This window comes from Corynebacterium nasorum, from assembly GCF_032821635.1.
GTDB classification, from domain to species: Bacteria; Actinomycetota; Actinomycetes; order Mycobacteriales; family Mycobacteriaceae; genus Corynebacterium; species Corynebacterium kefirresidentii.
Window position 1 is genome coordinate 1 of the sequence record NZ_JAVBIE010000004.1, and the last position, 21,960, is coordinate 21,960.

At 63.9% G+C, this 21,960-nt stretch carries 21 protein-coding genes, 2 pseudogenes and 1 riboswitch; of the genes and pseudogenes, 4 read left to right on the forward strand and 19 right to left on the reverse strand.

The window, feature by feature from the left end; translation table 11 throughout:
* Positions 1 to 364: 364 nt before the first annotated feature.
* A pseudogene (locus RAE07_RS04420) lies at positions 365 to 678 on the reverse strand (DMT family transporter).
* A gap of 8 nt (positions 679 to 686) precedes the next feature.
* Positions 687 to 752: riboswitch (guanidine-III (ykkC-III) riboswitch) on the reverse strand.
* Positions 753 to 783: 31 nt separating this feature from the next.
* On the opposite strand from RAE07_RS04420, the gene RAE07_RS04425 reads away from it, so the two are divergent.
* Together RAE07_RS04425 and RAE07_RS04430 are read left to right on the forward strand one after the other, a co-directional pair.
* The gene (locus RAE07_RS04425) at positions 784 to 1,632 is read left to right on the forward strand and encodes an NAD(P)-dependent oxidoreductase (RefSeq protein ID WP_284835591.1); all 849 of its coding nucleotides are present in this window, start codon (positions 784 to 786) and stop codon (positions 1,630 to 1,632) included.
* A 116-nt stretch (positions 1,633 to 1,748) separates the two neighbouring features.
* Positions 1,749 to 2,821: pseudogene (locus RAE07_RS04430) on the forward strand (HNH endonuclease signature motif containing protein).
* 99 nt (positions 2,822 to 2,920) lie between these two features.
* Here the strand turns inward: RAE07_RS04430 and RAE07_RS04435 are convergent.
* The 9 genes from RAE07_RS04435 to RAE07_RS04475 form a co-directional block, all read right to left on the reverse strand.
* The gene (locus tag RAE07_RS04435; RefSeq protein WP_317001406.1) at positions 2,921 to 4,300 is read right to left on the reverse strand and encodes a protoporphyrinogen oxidase; all 1,380 of its coding nucleotides are present in this window, start codon (positions 4,298 to 4,300) and stop codon (positions 2,921 to 2,923) included.
* Positions 4,301 to 5,335: a uroporphyrinogen decarboxylase gene (gene hemE, locus RAE07_RS04440; protein WP_317001407.1), complete on the reverse strand. Its 1,035-nt coding sequence runs from the start codon at positions 5,333 to 5,335 to the stop codon at positions 4,301 to 4,303.
* Between the two features lie 37 nt (positions 5,336 to 5,372).
* Positions 5,373 to 5,864, reverse strand: coding sequence for a tellurium resistance protein TerC (locus RAE07_RS04445; RefSeq protein WP_239208699.1), 492 nt, complete (start codon positions 5,862 to 5,864; stop codon positions 5,373 to 5,375).
* Positions 5,861 to 6,544: a CCDC34 family protein gene (locus RAE07_RS04450; RefSeq protein WP_239208701.1), complete on the reverse strand. Its 684-nt coding sequence runs from the start codon at positions 6,542 to 6,544 to the stop codon at positions 5,861 to 5,863. Before RAE07_RS04450 ends, RAE07_RS04445 begins: the two co-directional genes overlap by 4 nt.
* 9 nt (positions 6,545 to 6,553) lie before the next feature.
* Entirely contained in the window at positions 6,554 to 7,537 is a 984-nt protein-coding gene (gene hemB, locus RAE07_RS04455; protein WP_200288314.1) for a porphobilinogen synthase, read from the reverse strand.
* Positions 7,538 to 7,565: 28 nt separating this feature from the next.
* Positions 7,566 to 9,242 (reverse strand): bifunctional uroporphyrinogen-III C-methyltransferase/uroporphyrinogen-III synthase, encoded by a 1,677-nt coding sequence (locus tag RAE07_RS04460; RefSeq protein WP_232212573.1) that lies wholly within the window; start codon positions 9,240 to 9,242, stop codon positions 7,566 to 7,568.
* A 208-nt stretch (positions 9,243 to 9,450) separates the two neighbouring features.
* Positions 9,451 to 10,338, reverse strand: a complete 888-nt coding sequence (gene hemC / locus RAE07_RS04465; protein WP_316330965.1) for a hydroxymethylbilane synthase — start codon at positions 10,336 to 10,338, stop codon at positions 9,451 to 9,453.
* A complete protein-coding gene (locus tag RAE07_RS04470; RefSeq protein WP_316330964.1) occupies positions 10,339 to 11,673 on the reverse strand; it encodes a glutamyl-tRNA reductase in 1,335 nt (444 codons plus the stop codon).
* Between the two features lie 73 nt (positions 11,674 to 11,746).
* Positions 11,747 to 11,989 (reverse strand): glutaredoxin family protein, encoded by a 243-nt coding sequence (locus tag RAE07_RS04475; protein WP_200288316.1) that lies wholly within the window; start codon positions 11,987 to 11,989, stop codon positions 11,747 to 11,749.
* 88 nt (positions 11,990 to 12,077) lie between these two features.
* Here RAE07_RS04475 and RAE07_RS04480 point away from each other — a divergent pair, with 88 nt between their 5' ends.
* Positions 12,078 to 13,115, forward strand: a complete 1,038-nt coding sequence (locus RAE07_RS04480) for an HAD family hydrolase (protein WP_239204749.1) — start codon at positions 12,078 to 12,080, stop codon at positions 13,113 to 13,115.
* A gap of 87 nt (positions 13,116 to 13,202) precedes the next feature.
* On the opposite strand, the gene RAE07_RS04485 is transcribed toward RAE07_RS04480, so the two are convergent.
* The 5 genes from RAE07_RS04485 to RAE07_RS04505 form a co-directional block, all read right to left on the reverse strand.
* Positions 13,203 to 13,304 (reverse strand): 30S ribosomal protein bS22, encoded by a 102-nt coding sequence (locus RAE07_RS04485; protein ID WP_003855542.1) that lies wholly within the window; start codon positions 13,302 to 13,304, stop codon positions 13,203 to 13,205.
* Between the two features lie 239 nt (positions 13,305 to 13,543).
* A complete protein-coding gene (locus tag RAE07_RS04490) occupies positions 13,544 to 13,732 on the reverse strand; it encodes a helix-turn-helix domain-containing protein (protein ID WP_005527601.1) in 189 nt (62 codons plus the stop codon).
* A gap of 225 nt (positions 13,733 to 13,957) precedes the next feature.
* Positions 13,958 to 14,749: a pyrroline-5-carboxylate reductase gene (gene proC, locus RAE07_RS04495; RefSeq protein ID WP_316327921.1), complete on the reverse strand. Its 792-nt coding sequence runs from the start codon at positions 14,747 to 14,749 to the stop codon at positions 13,958 to 13,960.
* Between the two features lie 72 nt (positions 14,750 to 14,821).
* Positions 14,822 to 15,922 (reverse strand): Rv0497 family membrane protein, encoded by a 1,101-nt coding sequence (locus RAE07_RS04500; protein ID WP_316330963.1) that lies wholly within the window; start codon positions 15,920 to 15,922, stop codon positions 14,822 to 14,824.
* 9 nt (positions 15,923 to 15,931) lie between these two features.
* Positions 15,932 to 16,861: a Ppx/GppA family phosphatase gene (locus RAE07_RS04505; protein ID WP_080971159.1), complete on the reverse strand. Its 930-nt coding sequence runs from the start codon at positions 16,859 to 16,861 to the stop codon at positions 15,932 to 15,934.
* Positions 16,862 to 16,894: 33 nt separating this feature from the next.
* On the opposite strand from RAE07_RS04505, the gene RAE07_RS04510 reads away from it, so the two are divergent.
* Entirely contained in the window at positions 16,895 to 17,821 is a 927-nt protein-coding gene (locus RAE07_RS04510; RefSeq protein ID WP_284835593.1) for a DUF3109 family protein, read from the forward strand.
* Here RAE07_RS04510 and RAE07_RS04515 read toward each other — a convergent pair.
* The 4 genes from RAE07_RS04515 to mshA form a co-directional block, all read right to left on the reverse strand.
* Positions 17,818 to 18,525, reverse strand: a complete 708-nt coding sequence (locus tag RAE07_RS04515) for a response regulator transcription factor (protein WP_049358745.1) — start codon at positions 18,523 to 18,525, stop codon at positions 17,818 to 17,820. The two genes, RAE07_RS04510 and RAE07_RS04515, sit on opposite strands and share 4 nt — an antisense overlap.
* Positions 18,522 to 19,784 carry a sensor histidine kinase gene (locus tag RAE07_RS04520; RefSeq protein ID WP_200288320.1) on the reverse strand — a complete coding sequence of 421 codons (1,263 nt, stop codon included), beginning with the start codon at positions 19,782 to 19,784 and terminating at the stop codon, positions 18,522 to 18,524. The genes RAE07_RS04515 and RAE07_RS04520 overlap by 4 nt, the downstream gene beginning before the upstream one ends.
* Positions 19,785 to 19,847: 63 nt before the next feature.
* On the reverse strand, positions 19,848 to 20,594 hold the full coding sequence (locus tag RAE07_RS04525) for a phosphoglyceromutase (RefSeq protein ID WP_023020469.1): 747 nt from the start codon (positions 20,592 to 20,594) through the stop codon (positions 19,848 to 19,850).
* Positions 20,595 to 20,634: 40 nt separating this feature from the next.
* Positions 20,635 to 21,900, reverse strand: a complete 1,266-nt coding sequence (mshA, locus tag RAE07_RS04530; protein WP_301732886.1) for a D-inositol-3-phosphate glycosyltransferase — start codon at positions 21,898 to 21,900, stop codon at positions 20,635 to 20,637.
* Positions 21,901 to 21,960 lie beyond the last annotated feature (60 nt).

Sequence of the window (21,960 nt, forward strand, 5' to 3'; positions counted from 1 at the left end):
CTCCCCACCCTCTCACCCCTCGCGACCTGCCGCAGGAAGACACGGCGCCTCCTTCGCCGTCGACCGCGGAACCTTCGCCGCCAACCGCGACGCCCGCGCCTGAGTCCGCGCCGGCCCCTCGCCCAGAACCGGGCCTGGCTCCCGCTCCGGCGCCTAGGCCCGCGCCGGCGCCCCCACCGCGACCAGCAGCGCCACGCCCTCCCGCGCGGGATAAGAGCGGACTGCCGAACCTCAACATTCCGCCGCATGAGGTACGCGGGCGCATCGAGGACGCGGTGCCTGATATGCCGGCAGTGCCCGCCGTGCCTGCGCCCGCCCCACCGCCTGCGCCGCCGCTGCCTCCCGCGCCGCGGATTCCGGGTCTCTAACTCACCGCTTTCAGCCCCACGATGCCGCCGATGATCATGGAGAGGAAAAACACCTTCCACACCGTGGCGACCTCGTGCCCGGCAGCGAAGGAATAGATAACCGCCCCGACGCGCCAACACCCGCCCACACCGCATAGGCCGTGCCTACCGGGATGCTGCGCATCGCCCACGCCAGCCCGCCCATGGAAATCGCGCAGGCCACGAGGAAAATAAGCGAGGGCCACAAACGCGTAAAACCTGCGGATTTATCCAATGCCGCCGCCCACACGGCCTCGACTGCGCCGGAGAAAATCAAGATGAACCACGTCATAACTGCTTCCTGGCCGTCTTGTCGCGTTGCCGGGTACGGCTCCCCCGTCCGGGGCTCGCGCAAGACGCGGCGAACCTGCACCCAATGATGGCACACTGGGAAACCATGAGGATTGCATTTCTTGGAACTGGCCGCATGGGAACCGAACTAGCCCGCCGCCTGCTCAATGAGCAAGACGGCATCGAATTGACCGTCTGGAACCGCACCGCCGAGCGTGCCCAGCCGCTGGTGGAGGAAGGCGCCGAGCTTGCCGCCTCGCCCACCGAGGCCGTAGTGAACGCCGAGGTCATCATCACCTCGCTCTTCGGGCCTGACGATGTCCGCGAGGTCGTCGTCGAGCCGCAGCTCATCCCCGCCGGCGTGACCTGGATCGATACCACCACCGTCTCGCCCAACGATGCCCGCGAATTCGCCGCCGCCGTGGAAACCTACGTCCACGCCCCGGTCGTCGGCACGCTCGGCCCGGCCCGCGAGGGCAAGCTCGGCATCTATGTGGGCACGCCTGACGACGCCCGCCGCGAGCAAGCCATGTCCCTCGCCGAGTCCTGGGCGGGAGAAGACAAGCTCATCGGGGTGGAGGCGGCGGCCACGGCGGCCATCGGAAAGCTGCTGGCGAACCTCGCGCTCGCCGTCACCGCCGAGGGCCTGCTCGAAGCCCTGCAACTCGGCGAATCCGAGGGCCTAGACTCCGAGGTTGTGCTGCAAATGCTTGATATCACCGGTCTGGCCTTCATCGCCAATATGAAGGCGCCATTTATCACCGGCGAGCGCAATACCGACCCGGGCGATTTCACCGTCGACGCCCTGGCTAAGGACGCGAAGCTCATGGAAATGACCTCCACCAAGCCGCTGCCAGCCCTTACCGCCGCCATTGGCCGCTTCGAGGAAATGCAGGCGATGGGCCACGGCAATCAGGACTTCTCCTCCATCTTCGTCTTCCGCAATAAGGGCTAGTTATCCACAGGCCCGCAGCGAGTGCGGGCCGAAATTCGCCCTTCCGGCCCTAGTTATCCACAGATTCGCGCGCTCGCCCTCGCACGGATTGCGCGCGGTGGCTTAGGCTGCGGGGCATGACAGCTCTTCAGACCTATCTCGCGGCCTTGGCGCCCGGCATCGATATCGTTGCCGGGTGCGCTGGCATGTCTGAAGACCAGCTGTGCGCCGCCGGCGCGCCCAATAAAACGGCCCGCACCTTGCTCACGCTTGCCGACGCCCTCTTTGCCCCCACCTCCTTTAGCCGCCTCCAACGCCAGGCAGTTAACGCCGCGCGCGAGCGCGCCCACCCGCTGCCCACGCTGGAAGTAATCGAGCGCTACGCCGCCCGCGCCAAGACTAAGCGCGACGCCTGGCGCCTGCGCGTAGAGCTATGCCGCACTGCCGCCGATACCGAGGAAATGGAAAAGCTCGCGCGCAAAAAGCTGCGCGAGCTCAATCCCCCGGCCCCTCCGCGCCCCGGCGTGCGCATCCGCCGGCGCAAGGACGCGCCATGGACTCTCGCGATTACCGGGCCTTCCTCGCTCATCGCGGACTTGGAATCCAGCCTGGACGAGGACGCGCCCCTCGATTCCGTTGCGGAGCTCTTCTCCCCTTCCGGCGCCGCCCCAGCCACCCGTCCAACCATTACGACGAATGCAATTATCACGCTCGACGAACTCGACCGCATCATCGACGGCGACGGCGAAGAAATCACCATCCAGCTCACCGACGGTGCCCGCCTCACCGGCGCGGAACTTGTCTCGCGCACGCTGGCAGAGCGCGGGCTTATCACCCTCGTCCATCCTTACGAAGGTGCGGTCAACCTCTACCGGACGGAACGCATGGCCAGCGAAAAGCAGCGGCTCATGGCTGCCGCCGAAACCCTGTGTGCCCGTGGCCCGCGTGCAACTACCCGGCGGATAAATGCCAGGTGCATCACCTGCAAGCGTGGCGACACGGCGGCGAGACCAACATGTCAAACCTCGCCACCTGCTGCCCGTACCACAATGGTGTCAATGACGATGACCCGAATGCCCCGCCTGTCCGCGGGCGACTCGTTCGCCGCCGAGGTCGCGTGGTATGGCAACCGCCATGGGCCGATACCGCCGCATCGCCGTCCAGCCCGAACGAGCCAGTGCAACCGACCCCGCCGGATCCACCGCACTAGCACTCATGCCGCTAGGCAGCAGGATGCCCTGCTGCCACTTTGGCATGCCCGCACCACGCCACAGCGTATGACCCGGAATGCACGAATCGTGCGGCACCGCTAGCCGACGATGCGCGCGGCGGCGGCGCGGGCATCCGCAATGACGTTGGGCACTCCAACGCCGCCGGCCCAGGCGCCGGTGACATCGACTCCCGGCGTCGCCGCGAGGGTACCGCGTGCGCTGGCCACAGTTTCGAGGTGCCCGGCGTCGTAGCGCGGCAGGCCGCCGAACCAACGCTGGGTGAAGATCTCCGCGACACCCGCGGCGCGGCCGTCGAAGCCGGTGAGTCGCTGGAGGTCATCGAGGGCATAGTCGACGAGGTCGTCTTCTTCGGCGCGGACGATGGCGTCGTCGCCAAAGCGGCCGAAGGAGGCACGTACAAGGGCACCGCCACGCTCAGCCAAGTGCGGCCACTTGCGGGAGGAAAGTGTAAAGGCCTTGGCGTGCACATCGTCTTGGTCGGTGGCCACGAGAATGCCGGAATTCTGCGGCAAAGCGTTTCCCGAAGGGTCTGTATCGGACTCGAATTTCAACCCCACGACGGCCGACGCCGCCAACTTCACTCCCTTCAGCCGTCCCGCCGCCTGCGGGGCGACCTTGCTAAGAAGTCGCGCCGCGGTCGGAGCCGGGGTAGCCACCAGCACGCGATCAAACGGCGCCGCATCGGCCGGTGCTCCGGACAGATGAAATTTCTCGCCCTCGCGAGTGATGCCGGAGATAAAAGTATCGAGGTAGATCTTGGCGCGGGATTGCTCGGCCAGTGCCTCATAAAGCTGCGCGTAGCCGCCGCGAAAAGTCTGGAAGACGGGGCCGCCGCTGCGGGGCGCGGCCGCGCGGGCCTCCTCCAGCGTGCGGACCGCGGCCGAGAGAGTCACTGGGCCGCGCTCGGACAGCGCGTCGAGGGTCTCCGCCAGCGCCGGGATGGTCGCGCGCAAACCCAGATCATCGGCCGAACAGGAGTACACGCCGCCGAGGAGGGCGGAGATAACGTGGTCGACGAGGTCGTCGCCAAACTGCTGGCGCACCAGCTGGCCTACAGAAACGTCGCTGCCCGCCGTCCACTCGAAGGGCTCCTCATTGTCGATGCGGCGCGCGGTCTCGGCCGAGACCAAATGCGCGACCGGCTCCGAGTGCGAAGGAATGCCCATCATTCCGCCGCGCGGCAACGGCTTGAGCTCGCCGGAGTACACCAGCGAGTGCAGACCGGAGGGCTCGACCAAGCTATCGCCGAGACCGAGGGATTCGATAAATTCCACGGCATCGCGCCGGCGGGCGAGGAAGGCCTCGGCGCCCATGTCGGTCGGGCCGTCGTTAAACGGCACAGAGTACAGCTTGCCACCGATCCGGCCGGCGGCCTCGAAAACCTCGACGTCGTGGTCACGCAGCTCGTAAGCGGCCGTCAAGCCCGCCAGGCCGGCACCGATAATCGCAATACGCATTTAGCCCTCCTCGTGGATGATAGATACGGCGCGGGTGATGGCCTCCGCGTCGGTGGTTGGCAGGACCCCGTGGCCGAGGTTCCAGATGTGGCCGTCGATATAGCCGCGCTCGCGCGCCCGATCGACCTCGCCGCGGATGGTGCGTACGGCCTGGCGCACGGCGTCGTCGCCGGCAAAAAGCATGGCCGGGTCAAGGTTGCCCTGCAGCACGCGGGCGCTCACGCGCTCGGCCGCAGCATCCATGGGCACGCGATAGTCGACGCCCATGACCTCCGAACCCGCCTCCGACATTGCTGGCAAGAGCTCGCCGGTTCCGACGCCGAAGTGGATGCGCGGAATGTCCACGCCGGCCAGGATTTCTCGCGAATACGGCAAAACGAATTCGCGGTAGTCGCGCTCGTTGAGGTAGCCCGCCCAGGAATCGAAAAGCTGCATGGCGTCGATGCCGGCGTCGACCTGCACCTGCAGGAAGCGGGTGATGGTAGGCACCAGGCGGCGCATGAGCAGATGCCAGGTCTCCGGCTCGGCGTGCATGAGGGCCTTGGTGCGCTCGTGGTTCTTAGACGGCCCGCCCTCAATGAGGTAGCTAGCCAGCGTGAACGGCGCACCAACGAAGCCGATAAGCGCTTGGGTTTCGGTGAGCTCGGTCAGGATGCGGGCGATGCCTTCGGTGACCTCGGGGACATCGGCCTCTAGCAGCGGCAGCTTGCCGACGTCCTCCCTACTCCGCACCGCCTGCTCCATCACCGGCCCGCGACCCGGCACGATGTCGACCTTGACGCCGGCGGCTTTGAGCGGGACGACGATATCGGAAAATAAAATGGCAGCATCAACGTCATGGCGGCGCACCGGCTGCAGGGTAATTTCTGCTAGCAGTTCTGGCATGAAGCAGGAATCGAGCATGCTAATCCCCTCGCGGGCGGCGCGGTATTCCGGCAGCGAACGGCCAGCCTGGCGCATGAACCAGACTGGGGGTCGGGAGGGGGTGCGGCCGAGGGCGGCGTCGATAAGCGGGGCACGATTAAGTCGAGACATGCCCCAATTATGAATCAAAAGTTGGAGTGGGGGCTAATTAGCCACGCAAGCTGCGGTCCTTAATAAAGCGGTTGGACTGCGGCTGGAAAAGCAGCGCGAGGGCGATGATCAAGGAAATGGGGATAATCAGCAGGCTAAGCCCGCCAATGCCAAGCGCCAGGGCGGCGATATTATTAAAGAGCGCGATGGCGATGACAATGGTGATGATGCGGCGCGCCCACTTGGACCCGCTGGCCAGCTGCGCGGCAAAGAGCGCCAGCACGACGGCGCCGACGGTATTGGTCACCGCAACAAATAGGCGATTTGAATGGAGATACTCCGCGACCTGCGGGTTCTGGGGCTCTACCTGCGGCCCGCCCGAGCCGAAGATGCCCACCAGGCCGCTGACCAGCATGAGCACGGCGCTGACGACGAGCACCCAATAGGCCCAGCGCAGCGGCCGCGGCCAGGCGTCGAGGTTCTGGCTGGCGGAGGTATTTCTGGCCGCGCGGTTATAGTCCCGGGGTCCGGGCCGCTCGGTATTGCTCATCGCTTGTCCTCCCGGTCAGTGCGCTTGCTACGCTGGTCATCCTTGGCACGCTTGCGTTCTTGCTCGGCGCGCTTCTTCTCGCGCTGCGCTTGTTCGAGTTCCTTTTCCAGCTCGCGCATCTGCTCGAGCTCGCCGGTGTAATCCAAGGTATCGACCCGCACGGAGAAAATCAGGCCGAGCACCGCCGCGACGCCGACCAGGATCTGCACCATGCCATCGGCAGCAAAGAGCCAATCGGGCACATCAGCGCCGGCCGGGGTAACCATGAAGGTCAGCAGGATGCGGAAGCCAAAATACAGCGAGAAAGCGAACCACACGCGCCGCGAGGTACCGGCCCGCTTGCCGCGACGCGCCAAGGACCGCAGCAGGAAGGCCAGCAGCACGATAATCGCCAAGGAAATGGCTGCCGAAAGGGCGACGGAGGCGTAGGCGGCGGTGCGGAGGAAGGCGTCGGAAAGCTGGGCTTCATCGACGCCGGCCGGTGCGGACTTGGCCATCTCCTTGGCCTGCGACATGAGTACGTCGTGGTTGAGCAGCGTCAGCACCACGTTGAGCACCTGGTGCACGGCCTCGCCGCACAGCGCGCCCATCCACAGCCACAGCATGTACGCCACGGATTCCGGGCGTTGCGTGCGCGGCGAGCGCGGAGCAGGGGCGGACGACGGGGGCGTAACAGTCACAGGGATCCTTTACTTGAGCAGGCGGGCGGCTTCGGTAGCGAAGTAGGTGAGAATCTGGTCGGCACCGGCGCGCTTGAACGCGGTTAGGGACTCGAGCATGATGGCCTCGCCATCAATCCACCCATTGGCGGCCGCGGCCTTGACCATCGCGTACTCGCCGGAGACCTGGTAGACCGCAACCGGCACGGGAGAAGTCTCCGCCACGGCCGAAAGCACATCCAAGTAAGGCAGGCCGGGCTTGACCATGACGAAGTCCGCGCCTTCTTCGATGTCGAGCTCGACCTCGAGCAGGGATTCGCGGAAATTGCGCGGATCCTGCTGGTAGGTGCGGCGGTCGCCCTCGAGGGAGGAGCCGACGGCGTCGCGGAACGGGCCGAAGAAGGCGGAGGCATACTTGGCGGAATAAGCCATGATGGCCACGTCCTCGTGGCCGGCCTCGTCGAGGTCGGCGCGGATGGCGGCCACCTGGCCGTCCATCATGCCGGACGGGGAGACGATGTGGGCGCCGGCGCGGGCCTGGGAGCGGGCCATGTCTTGGTAGAGCTTGACGGATTCGTCGTTAAGCACGCGGCCCTTGTCATCCAGCACGCCGCAGTGGCCGTGGGAGGTGAATTCGTCAAGGCAGGTATCGGCCATCACGATGAGGTCATCGCCGAATTCCTCGCGCAGGCAGGAAATGCCGCGGTTCAAAATGCCCTGCGGGTCCCACGCGACGGAGCCGGTATCATCCTTGTCTTCCTCGAGCGGAACGCCGAAAAGATCGACGCAGGTCACGCCGGCTTCTAGCGCCTCTTCGGTCGCGCGGCGCAGGGAATCAAAAGTGTGCTGGTAAACGCCCGGCATGGAGGGAATCTCGCGCGGGGCGTCGAGACCGTCCACGATGAACATGGGCAAAATCAGGTCCGAGGGGCGGACCTGGGTTTCGGCCACAAGGTTGCGCATCGCGGGGGTGGTGCGCAGGCGGCGTGGGCGGCGGGCTGGGAAGGTGCTCATTGGGTACTCCTTAGAGCGAGACTAAAACTTATGCCTTGTCGACCTTAGTAGCCTTCTTGCGCGAGCGGCGCTTCTTCCTCGGCGCGGGAAGGTTTCCGGCGGCGCGGAGGGCGGCGACGTGGTCTGCGAGGGCGTCGACAAGTGCGGGTACGTCCGCGACCTCGGGCACGACATCAACGCGCAAGCCCATCTCTTCCGCGGCCGCTCTTGCCGACGGCCCGATACACGCAATGATCGTCCGCTGGTGCGGTTTGCCCGCAATGCCCACCAGGTTGCGCACGGTGGACCCAGAGGTGAAGGCGACGGCGTCGAAGCCGCCGGTCTTGATCATGTCGCGGATCTCGGCCGAAGGCGGGGCGGCGCGGACGGTGCGGTAGGCCACGACGTCATCGACTTCCCAGTCGAGGGCCTTGAGCCCATCCACGAGGGTATCGGCCGCGATATCGGCGCGCGGGAGCAGGACGCGGCCGACGGCGTCGATATCTTCCACGAAGTTGGGGAAGACATCGAGCAGGCCCTCGGCGTTCTGCTTTTTCTTGTGCGGTAAAAGCTCCGGGACCATGCCCTTGGCGCGGATGGCGGCCGCTGTCTTGGTGCCCACGGCCGCGAGGTGGACGCCGGCGAAATCGCGGGCGTCGAGGCCCAGCTGGGCGATCTTATCCCACACCGCGCTCACTGCGTTGACGGAGGTAAAGACGATCCACTTATAGCGGCCCTCGACGATGCCCTTGATGGCACGATCCATCTGTGCCGGATTGCGCGGCGGCTCGATGGAGATGGTGGGCACGTTTTGGGGAATGGCTCCGTAGCCGGCCAGGCGCGCGGACATCGGGCCAGCCTGCTCCTTAGTGCGCGGCACGAGCACGCGCCAGCCGTAGAGGGGACGGTTTTCCCACCAGGAGTATTTGGTGCGGTCGTCGATGCTGCGGCCGAGGGTGACCACGAGCGGGCCGACAAGGTCAGCGTCGAGCTTGCCCATGGTGCCCAGAGTGGTCTCGTAGGTGCGCTGCAGGCGGGTGGTGCCGTGCACGGTGACAAAAGCCTCGGTCTCGGCCGGCATGCCGCGTTGTTGTAGCTCTTCGGAGATGACCGGCAGGTCCTCCTTCGTGGCCTGCAGAACGATGGGCTGCGTGGCGTTGGCCAATGCGTCCCAATCGGCACCGTTGGTGACATCGGCCTCGGTATAAGTCGAGCCGAGTGCAATGCCAGCAAAGGACGGCACGGTCGACGGCAGGGACATGCCCGGCACGACCTGGAATTCCAGGCCTGCGGAGGCCACGGCATTGATTTCGGCCTTGATGGACTCGCGGTGCAGCGGGTTGCCGGTCACGAGGCGGATGACATCTTCGCCGTCGGCCTCAACCAAGCATTCACGCAGCTGTCCGACGATATCCTCTCCCGGTTCATACAGCACCGCCGCCGTTGGCGGGGCGGGGCGGGGCGGCTTGCGGCGCGCGCCCTTGGCCTTGGCGTCGGCGCACATTTGGGCGTATTCGGCCTCGGCGGCGTCGAGAAGCTCTTGCGGAACGGGCAGGGCGGCTGCGACGGCATCGCGCACCCCCTGCATGACCTCTGGATCGGTCACGGCGATGGCACTATTTGCCAGAACCTCGCGGGCGCGGACGGTCAGCAGGTCGGGATTACCTGGACCAGCGCCCACAAAGACGATCTTGCCCAATTGGGTGTCTGGCGCGGCATTGCTCATAAAGTTCTTTTCTAAATTCGGGCGCGCGGCACCGCGCACGGACATGATCGCATGCGGTGTGGTTCCCCGCGCCGGCGGTGGGTGACACGGTCATAACGGCCAAAATCCCAGGCCTTAAGTCCTGGGATGCCCTTAAAGGGGGCCGGATCATTGCGGGACAATGATTTGTGGTATCTACACCTTAAATTATTAGCGCCTAAAGGCGAAATTACTTGCCCAGCAGCTCGGCCGCACCACCGGCGAAAAGCTCGTCGGAAACGCGCGCGCCGAGCTCGGCGGCTTCGGCCGCAGGCCCGGAGGCGGTGGCAGTAAGCTGACGCGAACCATCGAGCGCAAAGACGCCACCGCGCACGGTGAGCTGGTCGCCGTCCCAGCGCGAGGTGGCGGCCACCGGCGCGGTACAGCCGGCCTCAAGGCGGGCCAGCACGGCGCGCTCACCGGCCGCGGCGGCCGAGGCGCGGTCATCGACGATGGCATCGAGGGCCGCGGCAGCCTCGGTTCCGGCCACAGCCTCGATGGCGAGGGCGCCCTGGGCCGGCGCCGGCATGAAGACGGAGGGCTCGAAGATTTCGGTGGCGCGGTCCGCGTAGCCGCCGCGCAGCAGGCCGGCATAGGCCAGCAAGACGGCGTCGAGCTCGCCGTCGGTGACCTTGGACATGCGGGTATCGATATTGCCGCGCAGCGGGCGAATCTCCAGGTCGGGGTGGATGGCGGCCAGCTGGGAGATGCGGCGCGGGGCGGAGGTACCCACGCGCGCGCCCTGCGGCAGCTGCGCCAGGCTCAGGCCATCGCGGGCGACGAGCGCCTCGCGGGAATCCTGGCGCTGCGGCACCACGAGGCGGAAGCGATCATCGGGCGCGGTGGGCAGGTCCTTAAAAGAGTGGACGGCGATATCGCACTCGCCGGCATAGAGGGCCTCGCGCAGCGCTTGGGTAAATACGCCGACGCCGATACGCTCGACCGGTGCCATATTGACGTCGCCGGCGGTGGTGACGATGTGGAGCTGGGAGTCAAAGCCGGCGTCGATAAGCCAATCGCGGACGTGGCCCGCCTGGGTGGTGGCAAGCTTGGAGCCGCGGGTACCAATCTGAAACATTTAGGCCTCCTTAGTCATGGTGGGCAATTCATTAACGGCCACGGACACTCCGGAGCCTTCCAGTTGCAGGCCAAAAAGTTCCTGCAGGGCATTCTCGCTGCTGACACTGCTTTCCGACGCCGCCAGTTTCTTCGCCCGCACCGTTGGTTCATGCAGCAGCTTATCGGCCACGCGCTTGAGGGCGCGCTGGACGTCCTCAAGTTGCTTGCCCGAGATTTCGGGGTGCTTATGTTGCAGGCGTGCGGCCTCGCATTCCACGAGGTCGGCCGCGCGGCGGTGCAGGGCGCTCACGGCCGGGACGACATCGCGTACGCGCTGCGCAGAGGTATAGGCTGCCAGCTCTTCGTCGACGATGCGGCGGGCCTGCGCGTGCGGGCTGGTGCCGGCCGCGACGTCGGTATCCGCGGCCGAGAGCGACTTGCTCAGGCGCTCGATATTGACTAGATCCACGCCCTCGGCCGCGGCGGCGGCATCGTCGATATCGCGCGGCAGGGAGAGATCGATGAGCATGAGCTCGCGACCGGCGGGAATGTCGGTGGCCTCGATGGTGAAGTTATCGGCGCCGGTGGCGGAGATGGCAAGGTCGACGTCGGAAAGCGCGGCGGCACGTTGGGAAAAGTCCACGACGCGGGCGGCAACGCCCGCCTCCTCGGCGTGGCTGGCCAGGCGCTCGGCGCGCTCACGGGTGCGGTTGGCCAGCACCAGCTCCTTGACCCCCAGCCGGCCGGCGTGGGTGGCGGCGAGCGATGCCATAGCGCCCGCGCCGAGGACCAACGCGGTCTTGCCGGCCAAGTCCTCAGCGTCTAGGCGCTGCAGGGCTTGGTCGAAGGCGAAGGACACCATGGAGGAGCCTGCCTCATCGATGTCGGTCTCGGAGTGCACGCGCTTGCCCGCCCGTAGTGCCGACTGCGCCAGCGCGTGGATGCGCGGTCCGGCCGTGCCCTGTTCGGAGGCGGCCTGGTAGGCGCTGCGCACCTGGCCGATGATCTGCTGCTCTCCTACCACCATGGAATCCAGCCCAGAGGTCACCGACATCAGGTGCTCGGCCGCGGCGTCGGCATAGCGCACGTAGAGGTAGCTGCGCAGCTCCTCCTCGCTCACGCCCGATACTTGGGTGATCACGCGCACGACTTCCTGCACGCCGGCGTGGAAGGAGTTGGTGACGGTGTAGACCTCCATGCGGTTGCAGGTGGAGATGATCATCGCCTCTGAAAGTGAGTCGGCCGCCACCAGTTTCCCGCAGGCGGAATCCTGGACCGCACTATCCATGCTCAGCTTCTCCAGCAGCGCCACTGGCGCCGACTGGTGGGACATGCCCACGACGAGCACGCTCATGCACAACACTCCTCAACCATTTGATTGATTTTAACCCACCAAAAGAGTACCCGTCGGTGGCAGGGATCCCGAATTATCTGCTTAGCTCGGCCGCGAGCTCGGCATTGTCTACTTCCCAGCAGGCGAACTCTTCGCCGTCGATAACCACGACGGGTACGCGATCACCGAACTCCATGGCCAGCTCCGCATCCTCATCCACGTTACGCACGGCAAGCTCCGCACCTGCCTGCGTGACAACGGGGGTAATCTGCTCCCTCACGCGCGCACAAGAACCGCAGGTGGTGCGCACCATGAGCTCGACGAAATGCTGAGACATATTCTCCTCACAGGGACGGCGGCGGTCGAAACCATTACTATGGACACGTTAGTCCACCCCGCGTTTGCGAAAGCTGTTTGTCTGACTCGTGTCCGCTACCACTCCCCCAGGGTTCCCTGAAACTCCCCGCGAATTCTTGGCCAACTGGACCGCTTCGCGCGGCAATCTGCGTAATTTTTTAGAAAACCAGGCGCTCGCCCCGCTGGATGAGGAATCCCAGCGCACCGCCGGCGAAGCCGCGGCCGCGGCGGCATTGGAAGAATTCGGGCTGGAGCTAGAGGATTTTGCCTCCGGTGTGGATTCGGTAACCGGCTCTTATGACGCGGCGGGCGCGCAGCGTATTACCGCCCAGGACCCGGACGTACCGGTAGATGTGGGCGCGGCGGCGTTTTTCGACGTCGACAATACCCTCATCCAAGGCTCCTCCCTCGTGGAATTCGCCTTCGGGTTGGCGCGCAAGCGCTACTTCCGGTTATCAGAGATCTTGCCGATTGCGTGGAAGCAGCTTAAATTCCGCGTCTCCGGCAGCGAAAATGCCCGAGACGTCGCCGCCGGCCGTGCGCAGGCGCTGGAGTTTGTCAAAGGCCGCAGCGTCGACGAGCTGGTCGATCTATGCGAGGAGATCGTGGACGCCTCGCTCGCACGCCGCGCATACCCTGGCACTACCCAGTTAGCAGAAATGCACTTAGCCGCCGGCCAGCAGGTGTGGTTGGTCACGGCCACCCCGGTGCAGCTAGCGCAGGTGCTCGCGCGGCGATTCGGGTTTACGGGAGCGCTCGGCACCGTCGCGGAGGTCAAGGATGGCAAGTTCACCGGCCGGCTGGTCGGCGATATCCTGCACGGCCCCGGCAAAAAGCACGCCGTAGCCGCGCTCGCGACCATCGAGGGCTTGGACCTTTCGCGCTGCACCGCGTATTCGGATTCCGCCAACGACGTGCCCATGCTGTCCATGGTCGGTACCGCCGTGGCCATTAACCCAGACCGTAAGCTGCGCACCATCGCCAGCGAGCACGGCTGGCTGGTGCGCGACTATCGATCAGTGCGCCGCGCTATCCGCACCTATGGCCTGCCGGCCCTGGCCACCGCTGCCTTTTCCTATGGCGGCTGGCGCTACTACCGGCGGTAGCGAGGGCGGTAGCGGGCGCTGGGGGGGACATCGGCAAGCATGCAAAAACCCTCCGCACAATGGCGGAGGGCAAGAAGCGGGCTGGGTTTACTTGCCCAGCTTACGGCGCTGCACGCGGGTGCGGCGCAGCATCTTGCGGTGCTTCTTCTTGGACATGCGCTTGCGGCGCTTCTTAATGACGGAACCCATAGAGTCCTCACTTTCAAATAGTACGTACTGTCAAACTTGTCAGCGCTAAAACGGCGAAGGTGCACTCTTGCCGCCGTGGCCACACGGACCGCGGGCCACATCAGCGAGCCGACACGAATGCACACCATCTTACCCAGCTCCCAGCCCGTGACCAAAAAGGGCCCAGGAGAAAGAACAGCGCCCACCACCGCTGACCACGATGGCCAGCAGAGGTGGGCGCTGTCTAGTGCGGCGCGAGCCTAGGCTCCGTAGACGGATGCCTCCAAGTACTCGTTGACGGCGGACTCGTGGACGCGGAAAGAGCGTCCAACGCGAACAGCCGGCATTTCGCCTGCGTGAACCAAACGGTAGACGGTCATCTTGGAGACGCGCATAATCTCGGCGACCTCCGCGATCGTCAGAAAGGTTCCCTTATCTTCATTTGCCATATATATCTAACCCTTCAGCTCGGTGCGCGCTGTAGGCTTCCCCTCCCACAGGACTTCACGCACGTGCTTGTCCTAGCCTATCGTGAAACATGTGACTAATGCGACCCAAGTGCCAAATTTCTTCACAGCATTCATTAGGGTTTACCCCGAAAGCGCTGCTTAACACCCGCCCCAACGCTCCCGGGCGGGTACACCCCCACCACGGGAAGGTCGCGCACGGAAGCTTTAGCCAAGCTCCTTAGCCTTGTCGGAGCAGGCCTCTGCCGCGCGGTAGAACGCTCCGCGCAGGCCGGACTCCTCCAGCTCGCGAACAGCGGCCGCGGTGGTGCCGCCCGGCGAGGTCACTCCGGCACGCAGCTGGGTGGCCGAGCGGCCAGAGCTAGCCAACATCTCGCCGGAGCCGACCGCGGCCTGAGCGGCAAGCTTCTCAGCGACGTCGCGGGGAAGGCCGAGCTGCACGCCGGCGTCGACAAGCGCCTCTGCCACGAGGAAAAAGTATGCCGGGGAGGAGCCCGCCAGCGCGGTGGCGGCGTCGATATTCTTCTCTGGGATAACCGCAACCTCGCCAACGGCTTCGAGCAGCTCGCGCACGCCGTCCATCTGGGCATCGCTCACATGCTCGCCGGCCGCGCAGGTGCACATGCCGCGGCGCACCAACATGGGGGTATTGGGCATGACGCGCACCACCGGCTGGCCTTCGCCCACCGCACCCTGCAGCTGCTCTAGCGTTAGGCCTGCGGCCATGGAAACGACCACGGCGTCCTTCGCCGGCGACAGGCCTTCGAGCAGTTCCAGGATGGCGTAGGGCTTCACGCACGCGAAGATATAGTCCGCGCCGTCTACCGCGGCCACATTATCGCTGGTGGTATTCACGCCATAGGTCTGTTCGAGTTCTTGGCTGCGCGATTCGGTGCGATTGGTAACCGTGATATCCGAGCCCGCAAAGCCCGATGCCACGAGTCCCGAGGTCAAAGCCTCACCGATTTGTCCGCCGCCTAAAATTGCAATCTTTGTCATAGTCTCCACCATGCCAAAAATGTGGAACCCCGGCTACCACGTGGGGTAACCGGGGCATCGACAAGCGCGGGGTTAAAGCATAACCAATAGCAGCGGGCCGAAGGTAAGGACGAGGCCGGTAAAGCCGGCCAGGAACATGGAGAAACCATCGCGTGCGGTGCGCAGCGCGTGGGTCACACCGACCATAATCGCGGTGACGCACAGCGCTAGGACAGCCACGACCAGGCGTGGGAAGTTATCCCACAGAATCTCAAAGCCCTTGAAAATGACAATCGCCAGCAGGATGCCCGCGAAAATCATCAGCAGGATGGATACCGGGTTGAGCTTCTCGTGCTCTTCTTCCACCCAATCCTCGTTGTCCTCGACCTTGGGTAGGTTGCCGGTTTCCTCTGCGCTCTTGGCGACGCCCGTCTTCTTCGACGCTGGCACCGCCGCCGCGGCCGCTCCAGCACCTGCCGCTCCAGCGCCCGCTGCCGCAGCTCCTGCTCCGGCCGCCTTCGCGCGCTTGTCATCCTTAGGCTTTTCAGCAGCAGGCTTCGCAGTGCCCTGCTTTTCAGCACGGGCCTTGTCTGCGGCTGGCTTCTTTGCCGCTGGTGTGTCCGCAGCAGACTTTGCCGCAGCAGGTTTAGCCTCGCCCGCCTTATCCACCCGCTGGATTACCGCGGTGTCATCGGCTGAAGGCTGGTTCTTCTTCGCCGCGTCCGGTGCCGCGCCGGTAGCAGCAGGCTTCTGTGCGGCCGGAGTAGCGGACGAAGCAGCTGCAGTCTTTGTGGTGGGCCTTGCGGCAGGCTTGGTAGTCTGCGCCGCCTTAGCTGCGGGCTGTGCCGCGCGCTTTGCCGCCGGCTTTGCGGCTGGGTCCGCGGCGGGCTTCTTCGTGGAATCGGCACCGGCCTTCCCGGCAACCGCCTTCTCGGCACCGGCCTGTTCGGCTGACTTGGGGGAACGGATGACGGGGGCGTCTTCGTCGATAGAGACGGAGGTGTGCTTGGCCTCAGCAGGAGAAGCCTTGACCTTTTTGAGGTTGCCGGTCAGCTCGGCAACGGAAATGCCGCCTTCATCCAGGCTGCGGCGGTGGCGACGAGAACGGTTATCTTTCTTGCTTTCCTTCTCGCCGCGGGCTTTGTTATTGCGAGCCAGCAGCTCTGCCACGGTCAACTTATTCTGGTCAGCCATGATCTCTTCCTATTCCAATCCCTTGTCGGTCCGGCGCAAAATGACGCCCTCACGCAGCGCCCACGGGCAGATTTCCAGCTTCTCGATTTCCAAGGCTCGCATGGATGCCTCGGCCACCAGAGCGCCGGCAACGATTTGGTGCGATCGGTTAGAACTTACACCTTCTAGGTCCGCTCTGTCTGCCGCAGTCATGCGGGAGATGAAGGAAATTAGCTGACGCAGACCCGGTGCAGTCAGCGTGCGCTTGACGTATGGGCCGGCAGACGAGGGTGCAGAGCCGGTAAGTCGTGCAAGCGTACGGAAGGTTTTAGAGGTGCCCACGGCGAGGCCGGCGGGACCCATCGCCTTCATCTGTGCGGCAACGTCCTCAAGCTCCGCATCAATAAAATCGCGCAGCGCACTTACCTTCTTCTTCTCTGGCGGGTCGGTATCGAACCAATTATGGGTCAACCGGCCGGCACCTAGGTCGAGGGAGAAGGCAAGGTCGGGGTGCTCATCAGTACCGGTGGAAAGTTCCAGCGAGCCGCCGCCGATATCCAGATTGGTGATACGGCCAGCGGACCAGCCATACCAGCGACGCGCGGAGAGGAAGGTCAGCTGGGCTTCTTCCACGCCGGAGAGGATTTGCAGGCGCACGCCAGTATGCTTTTCCACCTCATCGAGAACCTCCTCCGAATTGGGCGCGGAGCGCACCGCCGAGGTAGCAAAGGCAATGAATTCAGCGCAGCCCAGCTTTTCACCCAGCTCGCTAGCTTCAGCTACGGCACTGACCAGCTTCTTTACACCCTTTTCATGGATGTTGCCCTTCTTATCCAGCTGTTCTACCAGCCGGAGCGGGGTCTTCCAATCACTCATCGGAGTCGGCCGTCCGCCCGTCGCGGCATCGACCGCAACAAGGTGGACAGTATTGCTTCCGACGTCTAATACACCTAATCGCACACTAATAGCGTAGTAGGTCTACCGTGGTTAGGTGTGAATCGCCCAAAATCTGACACGGTATATCTAGGTTTTCCCGCGAGCTCGCCCGCGGCGGCGTCGATAAGAGCGGGCCGCGAAGAGGCCCCCGATTTCCCGCGGGAGTGGTTTGAATTTACCAATCCGAACGACCCACACCACGTCTTTTCCATCGACCTGACATGGGTGGAATCGCACTACAGCTGCCAGTTTGGTACTTCGGCATGCCGGGGCATCGACAAGCGCCAGCCCGAAGTGGGCTGCTGCGTGCATGGCGCTTATATGGCTGATGAGGAAGACCGCGACCAGCTTTATGACGCCGTCGCGCGCATGCCCGCCGAATATTGGCAGCTGCGCCCAGCGGGGGTAGATGAATTCCTCGCGCAAGACGATACGGATGAATTAGAGCCGTGGCTGGAATGGGACGAGCTCGACGGCGAGGACGGGGAACCGGAGCCGGCCCTTAAGACGCCGATTGTGGATGGCGCGTGCATTTTTGCCAACCGCACCGGTTGGGCAACGGGCACGGGCTGCGCGCTGCACCAGTGGGCGGTGGATGCTGGCGAAGAGCTCACGGTGGTCAAGCCGGAGGTGTGCTGGCAGCTACCGCTGCGCCGGTACGAGGATTATGAAGAACGCCCGGATGGGCAGGAGATTTTACGCACCCAGATAGGCGAGTATGACCGTCGCGGCTGGGGCAATGGCGGCGAAGATTTTGATTGGTATTGCTCAGCCGATTCCGCCTGTCACGCCAACCCGCTGCCGATGTGGCAGTCGCACGAGGACGAGCTGGTAGCACTAATGGGCCGCGAGTCTTATGAAATTTTGGCCACGCACTGCAAGGCCCGAGCGGCGGCGGCCGAACACGGCGTCCAGCTCACGCAGCACCCGGCCAGTGTGAAGGCCGGGAGCCTGCAGGCGGAAAGCCCGCAGGCGGAAGATTAGAGCTCGAATTTATAGCCCAGACCGCGCACAGTAACCAAGTGCTTCGGGCGGGAGGGCTGTTCCTCAATCTTGGAGCGGAGGCGCTTGACGTGGACGTCGAGCGTCTTGGTATCGCCGACATAATCAGCGCCCCAAATGCGGTCAATGAGCTGACCGCGGGTGAGCACGCGGCCGGCGTTGCGCAATAGGTACTCCAAGAGGTCGAATTCCTTGAGAGGCATGGATACCGGCTCATCGGCAACGGTAACGGTGTGGCGCTCCACGTCCATCTTAACGCGGCCGCCTTCGAGGATCTGCTCGGCTACCTCTTCTTCGGCCTCGGCCTCGGCACCGGCTCCAGAATCATGGCCGCGGCGCAGTACCGCACGGATGCGGGCGATAAGCTCGCGGGAAGAATAAGGCTTGGTGACGTAGTCATCGGCGCCCAGCTCGAGGCCGACGACCTTATCAATCTCGGAGTCGCGCGCGGTGACCATGATGACGGGCACGGACGAAGTAGTGCGCAGCTGTTTGCATACCTCGGTGCCGGACATGCCGGGCAGCATGAGGTCCAAAAGGACGATATCGATGTCGTTTGCGGCAAACTTTTCCAGCGCGGTAGGGCCATCATGCGCGATGATGGGTTCAAAACCTTCCTTGCGGAGGAGGAATGCCAGCGGATCTGCCAGCGACTCTTCATCTTCAACGATGAGGATGGTGGTCATTGTGCTTTATCCTTTCGACGTGCTGCAACGCGTGCCACTGCACGCGGGAGCCCAGGCGCCGCCGCGTCGACGGCATCCCTTTTCTCATTATCCTTCATGCCAGCTTCCTGCGCTGGCTTTTCTTCCCTGTAGATGGGCAATTCAATGGTGAATGTAGAACCCGTACCCGGCCGGGACCATAGTTTGATATTGCCACCATGGTTGGCCACCACGTGTTTAACAATTGCTAATCCTAGGCCAGTGCCTCCGGTCTGCCGCGACCGGGCTTGGTCTACACGGAAGAAGCGTTCAAAAACACGTTTCTGGTCATCCGGTGCGATGCCAATGCCACGGTCCGTGACGCGGATGAGTACGACCCCACCATCCACCACCTTTTGGGAGACAGACACCGGCATTTTCTCCGGCGAGTAGTTAATCGCATTGGAGACCAGGTTGGATAGTGCTGTTACCAGCAGGGATCGATCGCCTTTAACCTGCACGCCGACAGAGGCGCCGCGGTTGAGCTCGATGGAACGGGCCTCGGCAGCAAGGTGGTTGCGCGAGAGGGCTTCATCGATGAGATCATCTACGGCCAGCGGTTCCATCTCCGGCAGGGCCTCGGCGCCCTGCAGCTTGGACAGGGAGATAAGTTCGCTGACCATATCGGCCATGCGGTTGGCTTCCTTATAGACCTTATTGCCAAAGTACTCCACGGTCTCTTGGTCACCGGGATCTTGTAGCAGGGCCTCTGCCAGCAAGGCAATGCCGCCGACGGGTGTCTTGAGCTCGTGGGAGACGTTCGCCACGAAGTCACGGCGGGCGGACTCCATGCGGACATTTTCGCTTTCATCGGTGCCGTAGACGATGACAAAGCGGCCGTCATTAAGAGTCAGTGGCTTAATCACCGCCCTGACCTGCGTGACGCGGTGTCCCGTGCGCCGTTTGGGAATAGCTATGTCAACGGTGCGGGTCTCCTTGTCTTCGAAGACCTCCTGCGCGGTCTCCCATACCTCTGGGTTAACGGCGCGGTCATGCACCAAGGACATCTCATGCGCGGCCGGATTAGACATGACGATTTCCTGGCTGCGGTCCAGCACCGTCAGCGCCGTCGGCGAGCCTTGCACGGCCAAGTGCAGCACCTGGCTAACCGTCGTAACCTGATTGGCCCCGACATCGGTAGCCTGGCGGTAGCGCGCAATGCGCCCGCGCGCCCAGGACATCGCCGGCAGCGCCAACCCGCAGGCCACCACGCCGGCGGCAAAGGAAAGAATCAATTCCACGTGTCTAGCCTATCCATCACAAAGTCCCCAGGGAATACTCCCCGGGGACTTTAGCGCAGTTACTTACTTACCGCCCTGCGCAGCAACGGCGGCGGCACCGGCAGCAGCAGCTTCCGGATCCAGGTAGGTACCGCCTGGGTTTGCTACCGAGCCGTCCTCGGTAATCTCATAAACCAGCGGGATGCCGGTGGGGATATTCAATCCGGCAATATCATCATCAGAAATATTGTCCAGGTGCTTGACCAGTGCGCGCAGGGAGTTACCGTGAGCGGCGATGAGCACGGTCTCGCCCTTCTTGGCGCGCGGGAGGATTTCCTCTTCAAAGTACGGCACAAAGCGGGCGACAACATCCTTGAGGCACTCGGTCTGCGGGACCTTATCTAGGTCTGCGTAGCGCGGGTCATTGGCCTGCGAGTATTCGGAGTCATCGGCCAGCTCTGGCGGGCGCGTGTCATAGGAGCGGCGCCATGCCATGAACTTTTCCTCGCCGTACTCTTCCTTGGTCTCAGCCTTATTCAGGCCTTGCAGGGCGCCGTAGTGGCGCTCGTTGAGACGCCAATCGCGCACTACTGGGATCCAGTGACGATCGGCGGCATTGAGCGCGATATTTGCGGTGCGGATAGCGCGGCGCAGAAGAGAAGTATAAAGGACGTCCGGCAGAATGCCTTCCTGCGCGAGCAGCTCGCCGCCGCGCTTGGCTTCCGCCTCACCCTTTTCGGTCAGGTCTACATCGACCCAGCCAGTGAACTGGTTGGACTCATTCCACTTGGATTGGCCATGGCGAAGGAGAATTAGCTTTCCGTTAGTCATGTTTCCAGCATGCCACGAAATGGCTCCCAGCGTAGGAGGTTTAATCTCCACTTGCCCGCCGTTGATGGCAGTCTGGAACCTCGATATGGCTGGCCTCGTCATAGATTTCTGCGAGCGCTGCGGCGGAGCTGGCCCAGCTAAAACGCGCGGCGTGGGCGACGGCGGCTTCGCCCATGGCGATGCGCATGGGGTCGTCGTCAAGCAGGCGGGCCAAGGCATCAGCCCAATCCTCCGGATCGTGCGAGTGCACCAGCAGGCCAGTTTCCCCGTCAGCCACGGCAATGGGTAGCCCGCCGACGGCGGCAGCAACCACCGACGTGCCAGAGGCTTGGGCCTCCAGAGACACTAGGCCGAAGGACTCGTTATAGCTGGGCACCGCCACAATATCAGCCGCGCGGTAGACCCCCACCAGTTCCTCCGGCGGGCGGGCACCCAAAAAGCGCACCCGCTTATCGACGCCCAACTCACGCGCCAAGTCCCTATATGCCTCCGGCGCTGTATTGGCCCCCGACGGGCCACCGCAGATAACCACCCGCAGGTTGCGGGCCGGCTCGCGGCGGAAGAGCTCGGCCGTGGCGCGGATGAGTACCTCCGGGCCTTTGAATTTTTGTAAGCGGCCGACAAAGGCCACCACCTTGGTGTGCAGCGGAATGCCCAACTCGCGGCGGGAGCGCTCGGTATTGCGGTCCGTGCCAGGGGTAAAAAGCTCTACGTCGGCGCCGGGCGAGACCACGCGAATATTGGCTCTCTCGGCATCATAATGTTCGGCCAAGTCGCGGGCTTCTTGCTCGGTATTGACCACCAGCAAGTCCGCGTTATCCACCAATTGCTGTTCGCAGATGCGGCGGGCTTCGGACTCCAAGGTGTCATCCGCCGTCCGCGAGGCGTTTTTCACCGCGGCCAAGGTATGCGCTGTGTGAATAAGCGGGATACCCCAGAGATCCCGCAACAGCCAGCCCACCTGGCCAGAAAGCCAGTAGTGGGAGTGAATAAGGTCATATTTTTTACCCTGCCATTTGGCAAATTGCACCATGCCGCCGGCGAAAGCGGCCAGCTGGGTAGGGAGATCCTCTTTATCTAGCCCCTCGTACGGGCCCGCGACGATATTGATAACGCGCAGGCTAGGCTCCACCGCAATGATTTCGCCTTGGCTGGGCCGGGTGGCGCGGGTATAGACGTCTACCTCGATTCCCCGGCGGGCCAATTGGCGGGCAATATTGAGGACGTAGACGTTCATTCCACCCGCATCCCCTGAGCCAGGCTGCTCGATAGGGGATGTATGCATAGAAATCATGGCGATGCGCATGGCGCTCCATTCTAGCGGCGCTATACTGGCCCCTGCCAGAAACCTACGCTACCGAAAGGT

Excerpts from the sequence above, each read along its gene's own strand:
- RAE07_RS04445 (WP_239208699.1), bottom strand. The coding sequence starts at position 5,864 with ATGAGCAATACCGAGCGGCCCGGACCCCGGGACTATAACCGCGCGGCC.
- RAE07_RS04515 (WP_049358745.1), bottom strand. The coding sequence starts at position 18,525 with ATGACCACCATCCTCATCGTTGAAGATGAAGAGTCGCTGGCAGATCCG.
- hemE (WP_317001407.1), bottom strand. The coding sequence starts at position 5,335 with ATGTCTCGACTTAATCGTGCCCCGCTTATCGACGCCGCCCTCGGCCGC.
- RAE07_RS04460 (WP_232212573.1), bottom strand. The coding sequence starts at position 9,242 with ATGAGCAATGCCGCGCCAGACACCCAATTGGGCAAGATCGTCTTTGTG.
- RAE07_RS04490 (WP_005527601.1), bottom strand. The coding sequence starts at position 13,732 with ATGGCAAATGAAGATAAGGGAACCTTTCTGACGATCGCGGAGGTCGCC.
- mshA (WP_301732886.1), bottom strand. The coding sequence starts at position 21,900 with ATGCGCATCGCCATGATTTCTATGCATACATCCCCTATCGAGCAGCCT.
- proC (WP_316327921.1), bottom strand. The coding sequence starts at position 14,749 with ATGACAAAGATTGCAATTTTAGGCGGCGGACAAATCGGTGAGGCTTTG.
- RAE07_RS04485 (WP_003855542.1), bottom strand. The coding sequence starts at position 13,304 with ATGGGTTCCGTCATTAAGAAGCGCCGCAAGCGCATGTCCAAGAAGAAG.
- RAE07_RS04435 (WP_317001406.1), bottom strand. The coding sequence starts at position 4,300 with ATGCGTATTGCGATTATCGGTGCCGGCCTGGCGGGCTTGACGGCCGCT.
- RAE07_RS04525 (WP_023020469.1), bottom strand. The coding sequence starts at position 20,594 with ATGACTAACGGAAAGCTAATTCTCCTTCGCCATGGCCAATCCAAGTGG.
- hemC (WP_316330965.1), bottom strand. The coding sequence starts at position 10,338 with ATGTTTCAGATTGGTACCCGCGGCTCCAAGCTTGCCACCACCCAGGCG.
- RAE07_RS04425 (WP_284835591.1), top strand. The coding sequence starts at position 784 with ATGAGGATTGCATTTCTTGGAACTGGCCGCATGGGAACCGAACTAGCC.
- RAE07_RS04475 (WP_200288316.1), bottom strand. The coding sequence starts at position 11,989 with ATGTCTCAGCATTTCGTCGAGCTCATGGTGCGCACCACCTGCGGTTCT.
- RAE07_RS04500 (WP_316330963.1), bottom strand. The coding sequence starts at position 15,922 with ATGGCTGACCAGAATAAGTTGACCGTGGCAGAGCTGCTGGCTCGCAAT.
- hemB (WP_200288314.1), bottom strand. The coding sequence starts at position 7,537 with ATGAGCACCTTCCCAGCCCGCCGCCCACGCCGCCTGCGCACCACCCCC.
- RAE07_RS04470 (WP_316330964.1), bottom strand. The coding sequence starts at position 11,673 with ATGAGCGTGCTCGTCGTGGGCATGTCCCACCAGTCGGCGCCAGTGGCG.